The organism is Gordonia hongkongensis (assembly GCF_023078355.1).
GTDB lineage: Bacteria > Actinomycetota > Actinomycetes > Mycobacteriales > Mycobacteriaceae > Gordonia > Gordonia hongkongensis.
Window position 1 is genome coordinate 2,057,038 of record NZ_CP095552.1, and the last position, 18,771, is coordinate 2,075,808.

At 68.9% G+C, this 18,771-nt stretch carries 15 protein-coding genes and 1 pseudogene; 14 read left to right on the forward strand and 2 right to left on the reverse strand.

Annotated features, from left to right (window positions below):
* Positions 1-23: 23 nt before the first annotated feature.
* The 6 genes from argS to rho all read left to right on the forward strand — a co-directional run bounded on the left by argS (position 24) and on the right by rho (position 8,901).
* Positions 24-1,676 carry an arginine--tRNA ligase gene (argS, locus tag MVF96_RS09325; protein WP_247451904.1) on the forward strand — a complete coding sequence of 551 codons (1,653 nt, stop codon included), beginning with the start codon at positions 24-26 and terminating at the stop codon, positions 1,674-1,676.
* A complete protein-coding gene (gene lysA, locus MVF96_RS09330; RefSeq protein ID WP_058252746.1) occupies positions 1,673-3,094 on the forward strand; it encodes a diaminopimelate decarboxylase in 1,422 nt (473 codons plus the stop codon). The genes argS and lysA overlap by 4 nt, the downstream gene beginning before the upstream one ends.
* On the forward strand, positions 3,091-4,431 hold the full coding sequence (locus MVF96_RS09335) for a homoserine dehydrogenase (RefSeq protein ID WP_226513003.1): 1,341 nt from the start codon (positions 3,091-3,093) through the stop codon (positions 4,429-4,431). Before lysA ends, MVF96_RS09335 begins: the two co-directional genes overlap by 4 nt.
* On the forward strand, positions 4,424-5,509 hold the full coding sequence (gene thrC / locus MVF96_RS09340; protein ID WP_247451905.1) for a threonine synthase: 1,086 nt from the start codon (positions 4,424-4,426) through the stop codon (positions 5,507-5,509). The genes MVF96_RS09335 and thrC overlap by 8 nt, the downstream gene beginning before the upstream one ends.
* Positions 5,490-6,461 carry a homoserine kinase gene (gene thrB / locus MVF96_RS09345; protein WP_078112012.1) on the forward strand — a complete coding sequence of 324 codons (972 nt, stop codon included), beginning with the start codon at positions 5,490-5,492 and terminating at the stop codon, positions 6,459-6,461. Before thrC ends, thrB begins: the two co-directional genes overlap by 20 nt.
* Positions 6,462-6,798: 337 nt before the next feature.
* Entirely contained in the window at positions 6,799-8,901 is a 2,103-nt protein-coding gene (gene rho, locus MVF96_RS09350; protein ID WP_247451906.1) for a transcription termination factor Rho, read from the forward strand.
* Positions 8,902-9,270: 369 nt separating this feature from the next.
* Here the strand turns inward: rho and MVF96_RS09355 are convergent, their stop codons facing one another.
* Together MVF96_RS09355 and MVF96_RS09360 are read right to left on the reverse strand one after the other, a co-directional pair.
* Positions 9,271-10,203, reverse strand: coding sequence for a ChuX/HutX family heme-like substrate-binding protein (locus MVF96_RS09355; RefSeq protein WP_247451907.1), 933 nt, complete (start codon positions 10,201-10,203; stop codon positions 9,271-9,273).
* Between the two features lies 1 nt (position 10,204).
* Complete coding sequence (locus tag MVF96_RS09360) at positions 10,205-11,413, reverse strand: sulfite reductase subunit alpha (RefSeq protein ID WP_247451908.1); 1,209 nt, start codon at positions 11,411-11,413, stop codon at positions 10,205-10,207.
* Positions 11,414-11,713: 300 nt separating this feature from the next.
* On the opposite strand from MVF96_RS09360, the gene rpmE reads away from it, so the two are divergent.
* From rpmE to atpB, 8 genes and pseudogenes are all read left to right on the forward strand, one after another.
* Positions 11,714-11,926, forward strand: a complete 213-nt coding sequence (gene rpmE, locus MVF96_RS09365; RefSeq protein WP_010842972.1) for a 50S ribosomal protein L31 — start codon at positions 11,714-11,716, stop codon at positions 11,924-11,926.
* Positions 11,927-12,046: 120 nt separating this feature from the next.
* The gene (gene prfA, locus MVF96_RS09370; RefSeq protein WP_058252753.1) at positions 12,047-13,123 is read left to right on the forward strand and encodes a peptide chain release factor 1; all 1,077 of its coding nucleotides are present in this window, start codon (positions 12,047-12,049) and stop codon (positions 13,121-13,123) included.
* A gap of 5 nt (positions 13,124-13,128) precedes the next feature.
* Positions 13,129-14,037, forward strand: a complete 909-nt coding sequence (locus MVF96_RS09375) for a N5-glutamine methyltransferase family protein (protein ID WP_137810075.1) — start codon at positions 13,129-13,131, stop codon at positions 14,035-14,037.
* A 4-nt stretch (positions 14,038-14,041) separates the two neighbouring features.
* On the forward strand, positions 14,042-14,701 hold the full coding sequence (locus MVF96_RS09380) for an L-threonylcarbamoyladenylate synthase (RefSeq protein ID WP_137810076.1): 660 nt from the start codon (positions 14,042-14,044) through the stop codon (positions 14,699-14,701).
* Positions 14,698-15,957: a serine hydroxymethyltransferase gene (locus MVF96_RS09385; RefSeq protein WP_137810077.1), complete on the forward strand. Its 1,260-nt coding sequence runs from the start codon at positions 14,698-14,700 to the stop codon at positions 15,955-15,957. The genes MVF96_RS09380 and MVF96_RS09385 overlap by 4 nt, the downstream gene beginning before the upstream one ends.
* 51 nt (positions 15,958-16,008) lie before the next feature.
* Positions 16,009-17,207, forward strand: a pseudogene (locus MVF96_RS09390) (glycosyltransferase family 4 protein).
* A gap of 283 nt (positions 17,208-17,490) precedes the next feature.
* Entirely contained in the window at positions 17,491-17,904 is a 414-nt protein-coding gene (locus MVF96_RS09395) for a hypothetical protein (protein WP_004021250.1), read from the forward strand.
* Entirely contained in the window at positions 17,901-18,650 is a 750-nt protein-coding gene (gene atpB, locus MVF96_RS09400; protein ID WP_055474992.1) for a F0F1 ATP synthase subunit A, read from the forward strand. Before MVF96_RS09395 ends, atpB begins: the two co-directional genes overlap by 4 nt.
* The last annotated feature ends 121 nt before the right edge of the window (positions 18,651-18,771 follow it).

Below are 18,771 nucleotides of genomic sequence, written 5' to 3' on the forward strand. Positions count from 1 at the left end.
CGCGGCCAATAGGATGGTGTCCTGTGACTCCCGCCGACCTGGCCGCGCTGCTGCGCGACGTGACCCTGACCGTGGTCCGCGACCGCGGACTGGACGAGAACCTGGTGCCCGACTCCATCGTCGTCGAGCGCCCCCGTCACGCTGACCACGGCGACTATTCCACCAACGTCGCCCTGCAGATGGGCAAGCGGCTCGGCGTGAACCCGCGGGAAATCGCCGGCTGGCTCGCGGAGGCGTTCGCCGCGGCCGAGGGTGTCGCGAAGGCCGAGATCGCCGGTCCCGGGTTCGTGAACCTCTGGCTCGGGGCCGCCGCGCAGAACACCGTCGTCGCGGCGGTGCTGGCCCGGGGTGCGGACTACGGCCGCGGAAACGAACTCGCCGGCTCGGTCATCAACCTCGAATTCGTGTCGGCCAATCCGACCGGGCCGATCCACCTGGGCGGTACCCGCTGGGCGGCCGTCGGCGACGCGCTCGGCCGCGTGCTGGCCGCTCGCGGTGGTGCGGTCACGCGCGAGTACTACTTCAACGACCACGGTGCCCAGATCGACCGGTTCGCCCGGTCGCTGGAGGCCGCGGCACTGGGCAACCCGACCCCGGAGGACGGCTACGCGGGCGATTACATCGCCGACATCGCCGCGAAGGTCGTCGAGACGGTCCCCGAGGTGCTGTCGCAGCCCGACGCCGACCGCCTCGAGACGTTCCGTTCGGTCGGGGTGGACCTGATGTTCACCCACATCAAGCAGAGCCTCCACGACTTCGGCACCGACTTCGACGTCTTCACCCATGAGGACAAGATGTTCGCCACCGGCCTCGTCGACGAGTGCATCGGCGAGCTCAAGGCCAACGGCAACCTGTACGAGAAGGACGGCGCGTGGTGGCTGCGGTCCACCGAGTTCGGTGACGACAAGGACCGTGTGGTCCTCAAGAGCGACGGCAACGCCGCCTACATCGCGGGCGACATCGCCTACTACCGTGACAAGCGCAACCGCGGCTTCAACCTCTGCATCTACATGCTCGGCGCCGATCACCACGGGTACATCAGCCGGCTCAAGGCCGCGGCGGCGGCGCTCGGCGACGACCCGGCCACCGTCGAGGTGCTGATCGGCCAGATGGTCAACCTCGTGCGCGACGGCACGCCGGTCCGTATGAGCAAGCGTGCCGGCACGGTCATCACGCTCGACGACCTCGTCGACGCGGTCGGCGTCGACGGCGCGCGCTATTCGCTGATCCGCTCGTCGGTCGACGTCAACATCGACATCGATCTCGACCTGCTCACCAAACAGTCCAACGACAACCCGGTGTACTACGTGCAGTACGCCCACGCGCGGATGTCCGCACTGGCCCGCAACGCCGCTGACCTCGGGGTCGTGTCGTCGCTGGACCATCTCGACCTGCTCGACGATCCCGCCGAGGGCGAATTGATCCGCACCATCGGCGATTTCGACGATGTCGTCGCGACCGCCGCCACGTTGCGCGAGCCGCACCGGGTCTGTCGCTACCTCGAGGTCCTCGCCGGCACCTACCACCGGTTCTATGCCAAGTGCCGTGTCCTGCCGCAGGGTGACGAAAAACCGGCGGACATCCACCGGGCCCGGCTCGCCCTGTGCGAGGCCACCCGTCAGGTCCTGGCCAATGGGCTGGGTCTCGTCGGCGTCACCGCGCCGGAGCAGATGTGAACGCCCACCCCGCCGGCCCCCGGCACGCCGAACTGCTGGCCGCGCCCCATCTCGCCGAGCGTCCGAACGACCCGGCCGTGCTCGCCGCCATCCCCGCACAGGTGTGGCCACGCAACGCATCCCGCGACGAATCGGGCGAGCTGCGGTTGGCCGGCGTGCCGGTGAGTCAGCTCGCCGAAGAGTTCGGGACGCCGGCGTTCGTCGTGGACGAGGCCGACTTCCGGTCGCGCTGCCGGGACATGATGGCGGCGTTCGGCCCGTACGGGCGAGTGCACTATGCGTCGAAGGCGTTCCTGAGCACCGAGATCGCGCGCTGGGTCGACGACGAGGGGCTGTCCCTGGACGTCTGCAGCGGTGGTGAACTCGCCATCGCACTGCGCGCCGGTTTCCCGCCGGAGCGAATCGCATTGCACGGCAACAACAAGAGCGTCGACGAGCTGCGCGCTGCGGTCGATGCCGGAATCGGGCACGTCGTCCTCGACTCGATGATCGAGATCGATCGGCTCGACGCGATCGCCGGCGAACGCGGTGTCGTCGCCGACGTGCTGGTGCGCGTGACCGTCGGTGTCGAAGCGCACACCCACGAGTTCATCTCGACCGCACACGAGGACCAGAAGTTCGGATTCTCGCTCGCCGGTGGGATCGCGATGGAAGCCATCCGGCGGGTCTTCGCGACCGACAACCTCAGGCTTGTGGGTCTGCACAGCCACATCGGGTCGCAGATCTTCGACATGGACGGATTCGAGCTGGCCGCCCACCGGGTGCTCGGACTGCTCCGCGACGTCGTCGGCGAGTTCGGTGTCGAGAAGACCGCGCAGATGTCGGTCGTCGATCTCGGTGGCGGACTGGGGATCTCGTACCTCCCCGACGAGCGTCCGCTGCCGGTGCAGAAGGTGGCGGAGACGCTCGCGGCGATCGTCGAGCGGGAGTCGGCAGCACTCGGGCTGCCCATGCCGACCATCGCCGTCGAACCGGGCCGCGCCATCGCCGGTCCCGGCACGATCACGCTGTATCGCGTCGGCACCGTGAAGGACGTCGCACTGGGCGGCGGCGCCGTACGACGCTACGTCTCCGTCGACGGCGGCATGAGCGACAACATCCGCACCGTTCTCTACGACGCCGAATACGACGTGCGGCTCGTGTCCCGGGTGTCGGAGGCCCGTGCGGTGGTGTGCCGGGTCGTGGGAAAGCATTGCGAGAGCGGCGACATCGTGATCAAGGACTGTTGGCTGCCGGAGGATCTCGGCCCCGGCGACCTGATCGCGGTGGCGGCGACCGGTGCCTACTGCTACTCGATGTCGAGCCGATACAACATGACCATGAGACCGCCCGTGGTGGCGGTGGCCGACGGGAACGCCCGGCTGCTGCTGCGCCGGGAGACCATCGACGACTTCCTCAGCCTGGAGGTGGGCCTGTGACCGGATCCGTGCAGAACACAAGTGGCGCAACCGATGCGGACTCGCGCACCATCGGTGTCGCGGTGCTCGGCATGGGCAATGTCGGTGCCGAGGTGGTGCGCATCATCACCGACAACGCCGACGACCTCCGGGCGCGCGTCGGGGCTCCCGTGGAGATCCGCGGCGTCGCGGTGCGGGATCTCGGCCGTCCCCGCAAGATCGCGCAGGATCTCCTGACCGACGACCCGGCGGCACTCGTCGCGCGCGACGACGTCGACATCGTCGTGGAGTTGATGGGCGGCATCGACCCGGCCCGCGGTCTGATCCGGTCGGCGCTCGAGAGCGGCAAGTCGGTGGTGACGGCGAACAAGGCGCTCCTCGCCGAATACACCGGCGAACTCGCGACCGCCGCGGCGGATGCCAAGGTGGACCTCTACTTCGAGGCCGCGGTCGCCGGCGCCATCCCGGTCATCCGTCCGCTGATGCAGTCACTGGCCGGCGACACCGTCGAGCGGGTCAACGGAATCGTCAACGGCACCACCAACTTCATCCTCTCCGCGATGGACGAGACGGGCGCCGATTATGCCGACACCCTCGCCGAGGCCGGCCGCCTCGGATATGCCGAAGCCGATCCGACGGCCGACGTCGAGGGCTACGACGCCGCGGCCAAGGCGGCGATCCTCGCCTCGATCGCCTTCCACACGCGGGTCACGGCGGCCGATGTGCACCGCGAGGGCATCTCCTCGGTCACGTCCGCGGACCTGGTCGCGGCCAAGAAGTTCGACTGCACGATCAAACTGCTCTCGATCTGCGAGCGCGTCCGCGACGCCAATGGCGCGCAACGGATCTCGGCGCGCGTGTACCCCGCGCTGATTCCGCTGACCCACCCGCTGGCGACCGTGAACGGCGCGTTCAACGCCGTCGTCGTGGAAGCCGAGAACGCCGGGCGGCTGATGTTCTACGGGCAGGGTGCCGGGGGATCACCGACGGCATCCGCGGTTCTCGGCGACATGGTCATGGCCGCCCGCAACCGCGTGCACGGCGGGCGCGGACCGCTCGAGTCGACCTACGCCTCCCTGCCCGTCGCCCCGATCGACGACGTGTTCACGCGGTATTACGTCTCGATGCGGGTGGCCGACAAGCCCGGCGTGCTGGCGCAGGTCGCGGGGGAGTTCTCGAAGCGGTCGGTCAGCATCGCCGCGGTGCGCCAGGAGGGCGCGGGCGACGACGCCCGCCTGATCCTGGTCACCCACCGCGCCCCCGACCGAGCTCAATCGGATTGTGTTGCGGCGCTTGAAGACATGGACGCCGTCATCAAGGTGTCGAGTGTGTTGCGATTGGAAGGTACCGATGACTGAAGCGACTTCTACGCCTGTGCACCGCGCGTGGCCGGGCCTCATCGAGGCCTACCGGTCGCGGTTGCCCGTCGCCGACGACTGGAAGGTCGTCACGCTGCTCGAGGGTGGCACCCCGCTGATCGGTGCGCCGCATCTGTCGTCGCTGACGGGTTGCGACGTCTACCTCAAGGTGGAGGGCCTCAACCCCACCGGTTCGTTCAAGGACCGCGGCATGACAATGGCCGTCAGCAACGCGGTCAACAACGGCAAGACCGCGGTCCTGTGCGCATCCACGGGCAACACCTCGGCATCGGCCGCCGCATACGCCACCCGGGCCGGGATCACCTGCGCCGTCCTGATCCCGCAGGGCAAGATCGCGATGGGCAAGCTCGCTCAGGCGGTCATGCACGGCGCCAAGATCATCCAGGTCGAGGGCAACTTCGACGACTGTCTCGAGCTCGCGCGCAAGGCGACCGCCGAGTTCACCGAGATCGAACTCGTGAACTCGGTCAACCCGGCGCGGATCGAGGGTCAGAAGACCGCCGCCTTCGAGATCGTCGACGTGCTGGGCCGTGCCCCCGACGTCCACGCTCTGCCGGTCGGCAACGCGGGCAACATCACCGCGTACTGGAAGGGCTACAAGGAGTATCACGCCGACGGCGTCTCGTCGTCGGTGCCGCGCATGCTCGGTGTCCAGGCCGCCGGCGCCGCGCCGCTGGTGAACGGCGCGCCGGTGAAAGACCCGGAGACCGTCGCCACCGCCATCCGCATCGGTTCCCCGGCCAGTTGGAACCAGGCCGTCGCCGCGAAGGACGAGTCGAACGGGCAGTTCCTGGCGGCCACCGACGAGAAGCTGCTCGAGGCCTACCGCCTCGTCGCCGGCAAGGAGGGCGTGTTCGTCGAGCCGGCGTCGGCGGCCAGCGTCGCGGGTCTGCTCGCCGCGAGTGCCGACGGCTGGATCGAGCGGGGCTCGACCGTGGTGTGCACGGTCACCGGCAACGGTCTGAAGGACCCCGACACCGCGCTGGCAGGCATCCCGGCGGTCGAGGCCATTCCGGTGGACCCGGTGGCGGTCGCGAATGCTCTCGGTGTCGGCTGACGGGGCCGGGTCCGCGGCGGCTGCCGCGGGTACGGTGCCGGTAGGGCTGTCGACGAGGGTCCGCGTGCCCGCCTCCAGTGCCAACCTGGGGCCCGGATTCGACTGTCTCGGAATAGCTCTCGGAATCTACGACGAGGTGATCGTCGAGACGGTCCCGGATGGCGTCACCCTCGAGGTCGAGGGTGAGGGCGCCGACGCCGTACCCCGCGACGACTCGCACCTCGTGGTGCGGGCGCTCACCCGCGGACTGGCACACGCCGGGCTGCGGGCCCCCGGTCTGACATTGCGCTGCGTCAACCGGATCCCGCATTCCCGGGGTCTGGGTTCGTCCGCCGCCGCCGCGGTGTCGGGTCTCGCCGCCGCATCGGGCCTGATCTCGGCCGCCGGCCTCGGTCCGGGGCTCTCGGCCGACGAACTGGTACAACTGTCCAGCGAATTCGAGGGCCACCCCGACAACGCGGCCGCGAGCGTGCTCGGCTCGGCGGTCGTCACGTGGACCGAATCGGCCGATGACGTCGCCTCGTATCACGCGCACCGCCTCCCGGTGCACCCCGACATCTACGCAACGGTCTTCGTGCCCGACACCGAGTCGTCGACGTCGTTCACCCGCGGACTGCTCCCGGATTCGGTCCCGCGCGCCGACGCCGTGTTCAACCTGAGCCGGTCGGCCCTCGCCGTCGTCGCGCTGACCACCGATCCGCGCAACCTCATGGCCGCGTCCCAGGATCGGCTGCACCAGCCGTACCGGGCGTCGGCGATGGCGCCGACGCACGATCTGGTCAGCGCGCTGCGTGCGCGTGGACATGCCGCGACCGTGTCCGGAGCGGGACCGACCGTCCTGGTGCTCGGTACGGCGCCGGTGCCCGCCGAGATCCGTCAGCTGGCGCAGGGCCTCGGATTCGACGCTCGGTCGGTCGCCGTCGCCGGCGGCGTCGAGATCACCGTCGGCTGATCGGCGTCGTCCGCACGACCGCCGGAGTGAATGCGCATTCATTTGGCGCTTCCGGCGTGTTGCCCCTATCATGCGAACGGGGTTACCATATTCTGGTCTAGCCGCGCAGGCTTGTCCTGCCGCTTCTCATCCTTCACCGATCGGAGATGACCGGCTGTGTATCCGGGCCGGGGTCATGGATCTCTGTCGACGGTGCCGAAGCGCAGGTGTTTCCGGGCACGCTCGCAGCGGACCACACATTCTCACCGTCCACCGCGGACGGACTCCCTAGCGCACAGAAGCAGGGAAACGTAGACCTCACGCAGTTCTCGTCTGCGGGAGGAACGAAAGGACTTCCGTGACCGATACGGACCTGATCACCGCACCTGCCGAGCAGGAATCCGCGGGTTCGGCCGGCCCCGACTCGGGACGACCGGCCACCAAGACACGTGCACGAACCGGCCTGTCCGGCATGGTGCTCAGCGAACTGCGGACGGTCGCCGGTGAACTCGGCATCAAGGGCACCTCCGGGATGCGCAAGGGCGATCTGATCGCCGCGATCAAGGAGCGCCAGGCGGGTGGCGACGCCCCGGCCGCGAAGAGCGCTCCCGCCCGGTCGAAGGCCGGCACGTCGAAGCCGGCGACGAACGACGACCAACTGACCATCGGCGACTCCCCGGCAACGGCCGGGGCGGACTCGACCGAGAAGAACGACGCCCCCCGGAGCGGCGCGCGCACCCAGCGCGGCGCCGGCCGCAAGGCCGCTGCCGCCGACGCACCGGCCGAGGCGTCGTCCACCGAGACCGCGAACGCCGACGCTACGGGACCAACGAACAACCCGGCTGCCACCCAGGCCGACGGCTCGAGGAACGGCGCCGACGCGGCGAAGTCCGAGGCCCAGGCCGGGGATGCACCCAAGGGCGGCAGCGCTTCCGAGACCGACTCGTCGGAGACCGGTGCGGGACGCGAGCGACGCCGCGGCCGTGACGGCTCGGGCGAGGCCGCGGGTGACTCCGACGGCAACGACCAGCGCACTCGCCGCAACCGCAACCAGAACCGCGACAACCAGAATCGCGACGGGGGCCAGAACCGCGACAACCAGAATCGCGACGGGGGCCAGAATCGCGACAAGCAGAACCGCGACGGCAACCAGAACCGCGACGGAAATCAGAACCGTGACGGGGGCCAGAACCGCGACGGTGGTCAGGACGACGACGGCGAGGGCGGCGGTCGCCGTCGGGGTCGCCGGTTCCGTGAGCGTCGTCGCGGCCAGAATCGCGACACCCCGAACGAGCCGCAGGTGTCCGACGATGACGTGTTGCAGCCCGTCGCCGGCATCCTCGACGTGCTCGACAACTACGCCTTCGTGCGCACCTCGGGGTACCTCGCCGGTCCGAACGACGTCTACGTCTCGATGAACCTGGTCCGCAAGAACGGACTTCGACGCGGCGACGCGATCACCGGTGCGGTCAAGGTGCCGCGCGAGGGCGACCAGCAGAACCAGCGCCAGAAGTTCAACCCGCTGGTGCGGCTGGACACCGTCAACGGCGGAGACGTCGAGACGGCCAAGCGTCGCCCCGAGTTCAACAAGCTCACGCCGCTGTACCCGAACCAGCGCCTGCGGCTGGAGACCACCCCCGAACGACTCGACACCCGTGTGATCGATCTGATCATGCCGATCGGCAAGGGGCAGCGCGCCCTGATCGTGTCGCCGCCGAAGGCCGGTAAGACGACGATCCTGCAGGACATCGCCAACGCGATCGCGACCAACAATCCCGAATGCCACCTCATGGTCGTCCTCGTCGACGAGCGTCCCGAGGAGGTCACGGACATGCAGCGTTCGGTGCGGGGTGAGGTCATCGCCTCGACCTTCGATCGGCCGCCGTCAGACCACACCTCGGTGTCCGAGCTCGCGATCGAGCGCGCCAAGCGACTCGTCGAGAGCGGGAAAGACGTTGTGGTGCTGCTGGACTCGATCACCCGTCTGGGTCGTGCGTACAACAACGCGTCGCCCGCGTCGGGTCGGATCCTGTCCGGTGGTGTCGATTCGACCGCGCTGTATCCGCCGAAGCGGTTCCTCGGCGCGGCGCGCAACATCGAGAACGGCGGGTCGCTGACGATCATCGCCTCGGCGCTCGTCGAGACCGGCTCCACCGGCGACACGGTGATCTTCGAGGAGTTCAAGGGCACCGGCAACGCCGAGCTCAAGCTCGACCGCAAGATCTCCGAGCGCCGGGTGTTCCCGGCGGTGGACGTCAACCTGTCGAGTACTCGTAAGGACGAGCTGCTGCTGTCGCCGGAGGAATTCTCCATCGTGCACAAGCTGCGTCGCGTGCTCTCGGGTCTCGACTCGCAGCAGGCCATCGACCTGCTGATCAGTCAGCTCAAGAAGACCAAGACGAACATCGAGTTCCTGATGACGGTGCAGAAGACCGCACCGGGCGGGAACAACGACGACTGAGTTCGTCCGGCATATCCCCGCTCCCTGAGGAGCGAGCTTGCGAGCGTCATATCCCCGCTCCCTGAGGAGCGAGCTTGCGAGCGTCATATCCCCGCTCCCTGAGGAGCGAGCTTGCGAGCGTCACGAAGGGTCCTGGTGAGACGACGGGTTGCGAAGACCCTTCGTGACGCGCCCTCCGCAAGCTCCGGGCGCTCCTCAGGGAGCGGGGTTGGACGCGCCCTCCGCAAGCTCCGGGCGCTCCTCAGGGAGCGGGGTTGGACGCGCCCTCCGCACGCTTCGGGTGCTCCTCAGGAGCAGGGGGCAGGTCGTTCTCTCGGCTTGGAGAAGCAGTGAAAGACGGTACGGGTGCGCGACTCGCGCGGTGCCCTCTCAGCCGGCGAGGTCGGCCGCCAAGTGGGCCCACGCCTGCGCACTCGGCGGTGCGACGGCCCCGGTCTGGGTCACGATGAGCGCGCACTCGCCTCCGCGGCTGTAGATCTCGAGTGATCCCGTGCGGTCCCACACCCCGCGGGGCCACGTCACCCAGCATTCGCCGACGAGGTCGAAGTTGATCATCACGCGGGCGCTGCCGGATGCCAGCACCATCTGGCCCCGATGCTCGCGGGCTCCGTCGAGACGGTCCTGGCGCATCTGGATGCATCCCGGCGCCGCCGTCGCGAAGGTCACGGTCATCCCCAGTCCCGCTGCGTGCTCGAGTGCGGCGATCACCGTACGTGTCTCGACGCGGACGGTACGCGCGCAGTCGAGATGGGGGAGGGCCGCCAGGCGGGCGACACCTCCGTCGGTGAGTACCGCGTCGAATTGTGCGACCTGATCGTCGTCGATCGAGGCGGACGGGTCCACGCACTGTGGCGCAGGCGAATCCACGAAGGGCCCATCGAGGACCGCGGCCGCGCCGGTGCAGGTCATCGCCTCGAACGCCAGCCGGTCGGAGTTCTCCGTCAGGTAGGTGGCGTGAGCGGTGTTGCCGCGGTGGTCGAACAGTCGCAGGGTCGGCGGAACGTGGGCGGCGGGATCGCTGAGCAACGCCGACGACAAGCGAGAGGGGTTGAGCCGCAGTGCGATCTGCTGCGAGTCGACACGAAGCGGACCGCCCACGGTCGTCGGGAGGTCATGGACTCCGACCGCGTTCATGATCACCGGACCGGCAACGGTGACGCCGACGACCTGGGCCAGGCCGGGCAGGCGCGCGGCGACCGCGGGGACGTCGTGATTCACCGAGGAGTCCGCGAATCCGGCTGTCCGCAGCAGGATCTCGAGATCGCTGCGGGCGTGCGGATGGTCCCCGGCGGAGTGGGTCATCTCAGTAGACGTCGCGTGAGTAGCGATTCTCCGCGCGCAGGCGATCGACGTACGCGGCGGCCTGGTCGGGCTCGAGACCACCGTGTTCGGCGACGATCTCGTGCAGCGCCGCGTCGACGTCGTCGGCCATCGTCGTGGCGTCGCCGCACACGTACAGATGCGCGCCGGCCTCGAGCCACGCGAACAGCTCACCGCCGTGTTCGCACATCCGGTCCTGGACGTAGATCTTGTGTTCCTGATCGCGGGAGAAGGCGAGGTCGAGCCGGTCGAGAAGCCCGTCGGTGACGAACCGGTCGAGCTCCTCGGCATAGAGGTAGTCGTGGCCGCGATGCTGGTCACCGAAGAACAGCCAGTTGCCGCCGGGTGCGCCGGCCGCGGCCCGCTCATGCAGGAAACCGCGGAACGGGGCGATGCCGGTGCCCGGGCCGATCATGATGGCCGAGACGTCGTCGGCGGGCAGCCGGAACTTCTTGTTGGGGGAGATGAAGACGGGCACGGTGTCGCCGGGCGCGCAGCGGTCGGCCAGGTGGGTCGAGCACACACCTCCGCGATCCCGGTCGGCGACGCGGTAGCGCACCGTGGCCATCGTGATGTGGACGGTGTCGCCGTGGACCCGCGGGCTCGACGAGATCGAGTACTCGCGGTGCGCGAGGGGACTCAACTCCTCGAGCAGTTCCTCGGGAGTCGGGGTGAAGGTCGGGTCCAGATCCAGGAGATCGAGGACGTCGAGTCCGTGGAGCCACGCGTCGAGTGCCTGCGGGTCACCGGCGTCGAGAAGTCGGGCGAGTTCGGGGTGTCCGGTGCGTTCGGCGACGACCCGGACGAGGTACTTCGACGGCGCGCCGATCTCGTACCTGCTGGTCAGTGCCTCGCGCAGGGTGTAGGTCGCCTTGCGGTCGGCGATGATCTCGTCGCCCACCGCGCGCAGCCGGGCGAGCAGGAGATCGACCAGCGCGGGATCGTTCGTCGGAGCGATGCCGATGCCGTCGCCGGGCTCGTAGGTGATGCCGCTGTCGCCGAGATCGAGTTCGAGATGCCGGACCTCCTTGGCCGATCCGGGACCGGAGAGGAGTTCGTTCCGTACGACCGTCGCCGGGTAGGGATTGCGCCGGTTCCACGGCGATCGGGCCGTCTTGCCGGTACGACGGGCGGGGGAGGTCCGTGCGGTGTCGACTGCGAGGCTGCTGCCGGTGGAGGCGGCGTCGTACATCGAGGATTCCTTCGGGGACGGGGTGCGGGGGAGCGTGTGCCGCCGACAGGGCGGGCGACGCCACGGTACTACACTTAGGCAACCCTTACGAGGATCGCGATCTGCGTCACGTGCAGTGGAGTGCGGGTGGCCGTGCCGGGAATGGATCCGAGCGGCCTGCCGTTGAGGCACCTGCGACCGCGGTGACCGGGATTTTCCCGGGTGATGCCCCCGTGGCATACTGATCGGTCGAGTCCGGTTCCGGTTCACACCGTCGACAAGCGACGGTGACCCGGCGACCTCAGAAAGGGACAGTCAGACATGAAGCAGGGAATCCACCCCGAGTACGCGACGACCACCGTCGTCTGCGGCTGCGGCAACACCTTCGAGACCCGCAGCACCGCTGCCAACGGTCGGATCAACGTCGAGGTCTGCTCGCAGTGCCACCCGTTCTACACGGGCAAGCAGAAGATCCTCGACACCGGCGGCCGCGTTGCCCGGTTCGAGAAGCGCTACGGCAAGCGCGCCAAGTAGACCACGCTGCGACGCCCGCCCGACGATGTCGGGACGGGCGTCGCTGTGTTTTCCGGTCAGAGTTCTTCCCGGTGTCGCCGATCATCCGGCGTGCGCCGGTCGACAAGTGAGGTCGCCTTCATGAGTACGCAGAGTCCCTCGGCCATCGACGACATCCTGGCCGAGCACTCGGGTCTCGAACGCCAGCTGGCCGATCCCGCCCTGCACGACGATCCCGCCGCGGCCCGTCGCGTCGGTAAGCGATTCGCCGAGCTCGCGCCCGTCATGGCGACCTACACCCGGTTGAAGGCGGCACGCGAGGATCTCGAGGCCGCACGGGAACTGGCCGCCGATGACGCGTCGTTCGCCGCCGAGATCCCCTCTCTCGAAGAGGCCGTCGAGGAACTCGACGCGACGTTGACCGACCTGCTCGCCCCGCGCGACCCCCACGACGCCGACGACGTGGTCCTGGAGATCAAATCCGGTGCGGGCGGCGAGGAATCGGCACTGTTCGCGGCGGACCTGGCCCGGATGTACCTCAAGTACTGCGAGCGTCACGGCTGGAAGGCGCAGGTGCTCGGCGTGACCGAGTCCGATCTCGGCGGCTACAAAGAGGCCACCTTCTCGATCAAGTCGAAAGAGGCCGTGCGCGACGGGGTCTGGTCGCGACTGAAGTTCGAGGGCGGTGTGCACCGCGTCCAGCGGGTGCCGGTCACCGAGTCGCAGGGCCGCATCCACACGTCGGCGGCCGGGGTGCTGATCTACCCCGAGCCCGAAGAGGTGGCCGAGGTGACGATCGACGAATCGGAACTGCGCATCGACGTCTACCGCTCGTCCGGCAAGGGCGGCCAAGGCGTGAACACCACCGATTCGGCGGTCCGGATCACCCACCTGCCCACCGGAATCGTCGTCACATGCCAGAACGAACGTTCGCAGTTGCAGAACAAGGCGCGCGCGATGCAGGTCCTCGCCGCCCGGCTGCAGTCCGCAGCCGAGGAAGAGGCGGAGGCCGCCGCCGCGCAGGGTCGTGCGGCCCAGATCCGCACCGTGGACCGGTCCGAGCGGATCCGGACCTACAACTTCCCCGAGAACCGCATCACCGATCACCGGATCGGTTACAAGGCCAGCAATCTCGACGCGGTCCTCGCCGGTGACATGGACAACCTGCTCGACGCGCTCGTCGCCGCGGACCGGCAGGCCCGCATGGAAGCGGAATAGGTGTCGTGACCGGCAGGCCGACCCCGGTGCCGGACGAACTGCGTGCCGCAACCGCCCGTCTCGCCGCGTCCGGGATCGACTCCGCACGCCGTGACGCCGAATGGCTGATGGCGCACGTGCTCGGGATCGATGCGGGCCGTCTCGTGCTGGTGGACGCGATCGACGACGCGCCGGCGCGCGCGTTCCGGTCGGCGATCGACCTGCGGTCGCAGCGGATTCCGTTGCAGCACATCATCGGGACCGCCGCCTTCGGCCCGGTCGAGCTGGCCGTCGGCCCCGGAGTGTTCATCCCCCGGCCGGAGACCGAGTACCTCCTCGAATGGGCGGTCGACCGACTCCGGGCCACCCCCGGACCGCATTCCGCGGCCGATTTCTGCAGCGGCAGTGGGGCACTGGCGATCGGCATCGCCGCGATGAGTCCGGCGACGCGGGTCGTGGCGATCGAGGCCGACGAGGACGCGCTGGTGTGGTTGCGTCGCAACGTCGCCGCCGCGACACCGGCCGTCGGGTCACGGGTCGACGTCGTCGCCGCGGACGTCACCGACCCGGATCAGGTCGGGGGAGCCGTGCCGGCCGGCAGCGTGTCGGTCCTGGTCACGAACCCGCCCTACGTGCCGCTCGACGCCGTGGTCGGACCGGAGGTCGCCCACGACCCGGCTCGCGCGGTCTTCGGCGGCGCGGACGGGATGTCGGTCATCGTGCCGATGGTGCCGGTCATCGCCCGCACGCTGACGCCGGGTGGCGTCGTCGGGATCGAACACGACGACACGACCGCCGACGCCGTCGTGTCGTGCCTGCACGCGCACGGCGACTTCGAGGAAGTCACCCGTCACACCGATCTGACGGGCCGGCCGAGGTTCGTGACGGCGCGCCGACGGCAGGCCGGGTCCGTCGGACGCGGCATGGCAGGATGATCGCGTGAGCACTGTTTTCGACTGCAACGATCCACAGAACCGCTCGTCGGGGATTCGGGCGGCGGTCGGGGCGGCGAAGGCCGGACGGCTGATCGTGATGCCCACCGACACGCTCTACGGAGTCGGTTGCGACGCCTTCGATTCCGACGCCGTCGGTGCACTCCTCGCGGCCAAGCACCGGGGACGCGACATGCCCGTGCCGGTCCTGGTCGGTTCGTGGCACTCGATCGACGGCCTGGTCCTGTCCGTCCCGCAGCCCGCACGCGACCTGATCGAGGCTTTTTGGCCGGGCGGTCTGAGTCTGGTTGTCCGACAAGCACCCTCGCTGGCATGGGACCTCGGCGACACCGACGGCACCGTCATGCTGCGGATGCCGCTGCACCCGGTCGCGATCGACGTGCTGCGCGAGGTGGGGCCGATGGCGGTCTCGAGCGCGAACGTCTCGGGGCGTCCGCCGGCGACCACCGCCGACGAGGCGCGCGACCAACTCGGTGACGAGATCGCGGTGTATCTCGACGGTGGCCCGGCGCCGGCCGCGCAGGCGTCGACGATCGTCGATGTCTCCGGGCCGAGTCCGCGCATCCTGCGCGAGGGTGCGGTCTCGACGGACGCCGTCGCCGACGTACTCGACACGGACCCGGCCGCGCTGCTCGCGGAGCGATGAGCCCCGACGCGCCGAGGTTCGGACCACCCGGCGTCGAGGCGGGCGGCGCCCCGACCGGCGACGCCGCGGTCGACGCCCTGGTGAGCCGCGAGGTCGGCCGGCGCCGCGACACCTTGCAGCTGCTCGCCAGCGAGACCGAGCCGACGCCCGGGGTGCGGGCCGCGATGGCGTCGGTCTTCGACGCGAAGTATGCGGAGGGGTATCCCGGCGCGCGCTACCACGGCGGTTGTGAAGTGGCCGACGAGCTCGAGGAGCTCGCCGTCGGACGGGCCCGCGCGCTGTTCGGCGCCGAGTACGCCAATGTCCAGCCGCTGTCGGGGAGTGCGGCCAACCTCGCCGTCTATGCCGCCTTCGCCCAGCCCGGAGACCCGGTGCTCGCGCTGCGCCTCGAACACGGCGGCCACCAGACGCATGGTTCTCGGGCGAACTTCTCCGGGCGATGGTTCTCGCCGTTGCACTACGAGGTCCGCCGCGACGACGAACTCGTCGACTACGACCAGGCCCGGGATCTCGCGCTGGTGCACCGCCCCCGCATCCTCGTCGCCGGCGCCGCGTCCTACTCGCGGACGTTCGACTTTGCGTCCCTGCGCCGGATCGCCGACGAGGCCGAATGCATCCTCTGGGTCGACGCCGCACATCTCGCCGGGCACATCGCGGCCGGCCTGCTGCCCTCGCCGGTGCTGCACGCCGACATCGTCACCCTGTCCACCAACAAGGTGATCCGTGGTCCGCGCGGCGGGGTCATCCTCGCGCGGGCCGAACACGGCGAGGCCCTGCGCAAGGCGGTCTTCCCGTTCGTGCAGGGCGGTCCCGCGATGCACGCCGTCGCCGCGAAGGCGGTCGCCTGCGCGGAATCCGGTACCGACGAGTTCGCCGGCTACGTCCGTCGTGCGGTTGACAACGCCCGCGGTCTCGCCGCGGAACTGGCGTCTCGGGGCGCCCGGGTGGTGTCCGGCGGCACCGACATCCACCTCGCGGTCGTCGACGTCAGCGGCTTCGGCATCTCCGGGATGGAGGCGCAGCACCGGCTCGGCGCGGCCGGGATCGTCGTCGACAAGGCGGTCCTCCCGTTCGACACCCGCCCCGTCTCCGAGGGATCGGCGATCCGGATCGGTACGCCGGTGGCCACCGAGCGCGGCATGACCGCCGCGATGCATCCGGTCGTCGCCGACGCGATGGCCGCGGCGATGTCGACGCGCGACCGTGAGACACACGAGCGGATCCGTCGCGAGATCGCCGCACTGGCCTACGGGTAGCGTGGTCGCAATGTCAGAGACCCTTGCCCGTCTGACACCGGTGGTGGCGCGATGACCGGTGGCGCACCGGCCTTGCTCGCCGCCGCCGCGGACGGGGAGGGACGGGGGTTCCTCTGCGCGAGCTCCTGCTCGTGGGGCTCACTGCCGCGGCCATGACCTACCTCCTGACCTCGGCGGTCCGCGTGTTCGCGATCCGCGCCGGCGCGGTCGCCGTGCCGCGGGTCCGCGACGTGCACGTGATCCCGACACCTCGCCTCGGCGGGCTCGGGATGTTCGGTGGGGTGGTGGCCGGGATCGCGCTCGCCGCGAACCTCCCCGCGCTCAATCGCGGATTCGCCTACACCACGGACATGACGGCGGTGATCGCCGCCGGCACGGTGATCGTCCTCGTCGGCGTCGTCGACGACCGGTGGGGCCTGGACGCGCTGACCAAATTCGTCGGTCAGCTCACCGCCGCCGGCGTTCTGGTGCTGCTCGGCATCAGCTGGCTGCAGCTCTACATCCCGTTCGCCGACATCGGCACGCTGGTGCTCGACCCGCTGCAGGCCGGTCTCCTCACGGTCGCGATCACGGTCGCGACGATCAACGCGATCAACTTCGTCGACGGCCTCGACGGTCTGGCCGCGGGATTGGGACTCATCGCCGCGGCGGCGATCTGTATGTTCTCGCTCGGTCTGCTGCGCGACCAGGGCGGCGACGTCAGCTACTACCCCCCGGCCCTCATCTCGGTGGCACTGGCCGGCGCGTGCCTCGGATTCCTCCCGCACAACTTCTCGCCGGCACGGATCTTCATGGGTGACTCGGGTGCGATGCTGATCGGTCTGCTGCTCGCCGCGGCCTCCACGAGTGCCTCGGGCCGTATCGCCGTGAACGCCTACGGACCGGCCGACATCTTCACGCTGCTGTCCCCGCTGATCCTGGTCGCCGCCGTCGTCTTCATCCCGATGCTCGACATGCTGCTGGCGGTGATCCGGCGGACCCGGGCCGGCGTCGGTTTCTACACCCCGGACAAGATGCACCTGCACCACCGCCTGCTCGAACTCGGGCACTCGCAGCGCCGGGTCGCGCTGATCATCTATCTGTGGGTCGGGGTGCTCGCGTTCTCGGCGGCGGCCAGCACGCTGTTCCCGCTGTCGGTGGTCGCCCCGGCCTTCGGTGCGGGCCTCGTCGTCGCGATGCTGGTGACGATGGCGCCGCGCCTGCATCGACGCCTCGCCGAACTGCGAACGTCGACGAAGGCGTACCGCTGACCGGCGTCTGCGACCCTGTCATTTCCGTGAGGGCGATACCTGGGCCTAAGGTAAGGAAACCGTAAATTATCGTGTACTATCGCCCGTAGTAGTCAACATGTGCGCAGACCCGGACACAAAGCCCCGGTTCTGTCTCACACGACGCAATACCCCCGGTGAGACACCAAGAATGGTGTTGGTAGGGTCACAACGAAACGCGAGCTGACGCCCAGCGGCCATGTGTTGCTGCACGTACGCGGGTGATCCGTGCCATCGGTATGGAGTAGGAGAGCTGAGGAGGGACATGACCGCATCTGCCCCTGATTCGGCCCCCGTCTATCCCCAGGCGCCGACCGGACTCCGCCGCCCCGCGCTCATCGCGGGCGGGTTCATCGTGGTCGTGGCTGCCGTCTCGCTCGCCGTCGGACATCCGCTCTTCGCGGTGTTCTTCCTTCTCGGTGTCGCCGGGATCTTCGTCAACGCGATCCTCGTCCGACGTGCCGTCGACGTCGTGGTCGCCGACGAGAACCCGCGCAAGACCGCCCTTGCTCTCAACTCCGCCATGCGACTCGGTGCCATCACGGCGCTCGCGCTGCTGGCGGCTTTTCTGGTCCAACCCGACGGGTTGGGCGCGATGTTCGGACTCGCCATCGGCCAAGTGGTCTTGGTGCTGAACACGGTCATTCCGGTGATGAAAGGACTTCGTAGCCAACCATGACGACCGCCTTCAACCTTGCCGCAGAGGATGGCGAACCGGCCATCCAGGTGGGTCACTACACCAAGTTCGAGCTGTTCGGACTGACCTTCAACCTGGAGACCATCATCGCGACGGCGCTGGCCGCGGCGATCATGCTCGCGCTGGCGTTCTACCTGAAGTCGAAGGTCACCTCGACCGGCGTGCCGTCGGGTGTGCAGCTGTTCTGGGAGGCCATCACCATCCAGATGCGTGGGCAGGTCGAGAGTGCCATCGGCATGAAGATCGCCCCCTACGTTCTCCCGCTCGCGGTCTCGCTCTTCACCTTCATCCTGATCTCCAACTGGCTGTCCATCCTGCCGGTCCAGGTCGGTCACCACGAGATCCTCAAGCCGCCGGCCGCGGACGTGAACTTCGCCTACGCCCTTGCGCTCTTCGTCTTCGTCTGGTACCAGATCGCCGGCTTCCGGAAGCGCGGCCTGCTGGGTCACCCGAAGCGGATCATCAAGGGCCACGTCGCATTCCTCGCGCCGATCAACGTCATCGAGGAGTTCACCAAGCCGATCTCGCTCTCGCTGCGACTCTTCGGCAACGTCTTCGCCGGCAGCATGATGGTCGCCCTGATCGCACTCTTCCCGCCGTACATCATGTGGGCGCCCAACGCGATCTGGAAGTCCTTCGAGCTCTTCGTCGGTCTGATCCAGGCGTTCATCTTCGCGCTGCTGACGATCCTCTACTTCTCGCAGTCGATGGAGACCGAGGATCACTGACCCGCCCGAACCCGGGCACCGCGCGGAGACGGACACGGCCGCGCCCACAACCGAACATGACGACCTGCTCCGGCACCTGTCGGCGCAACTCCAGACCTGACACACCAGATGTCAGCAACGA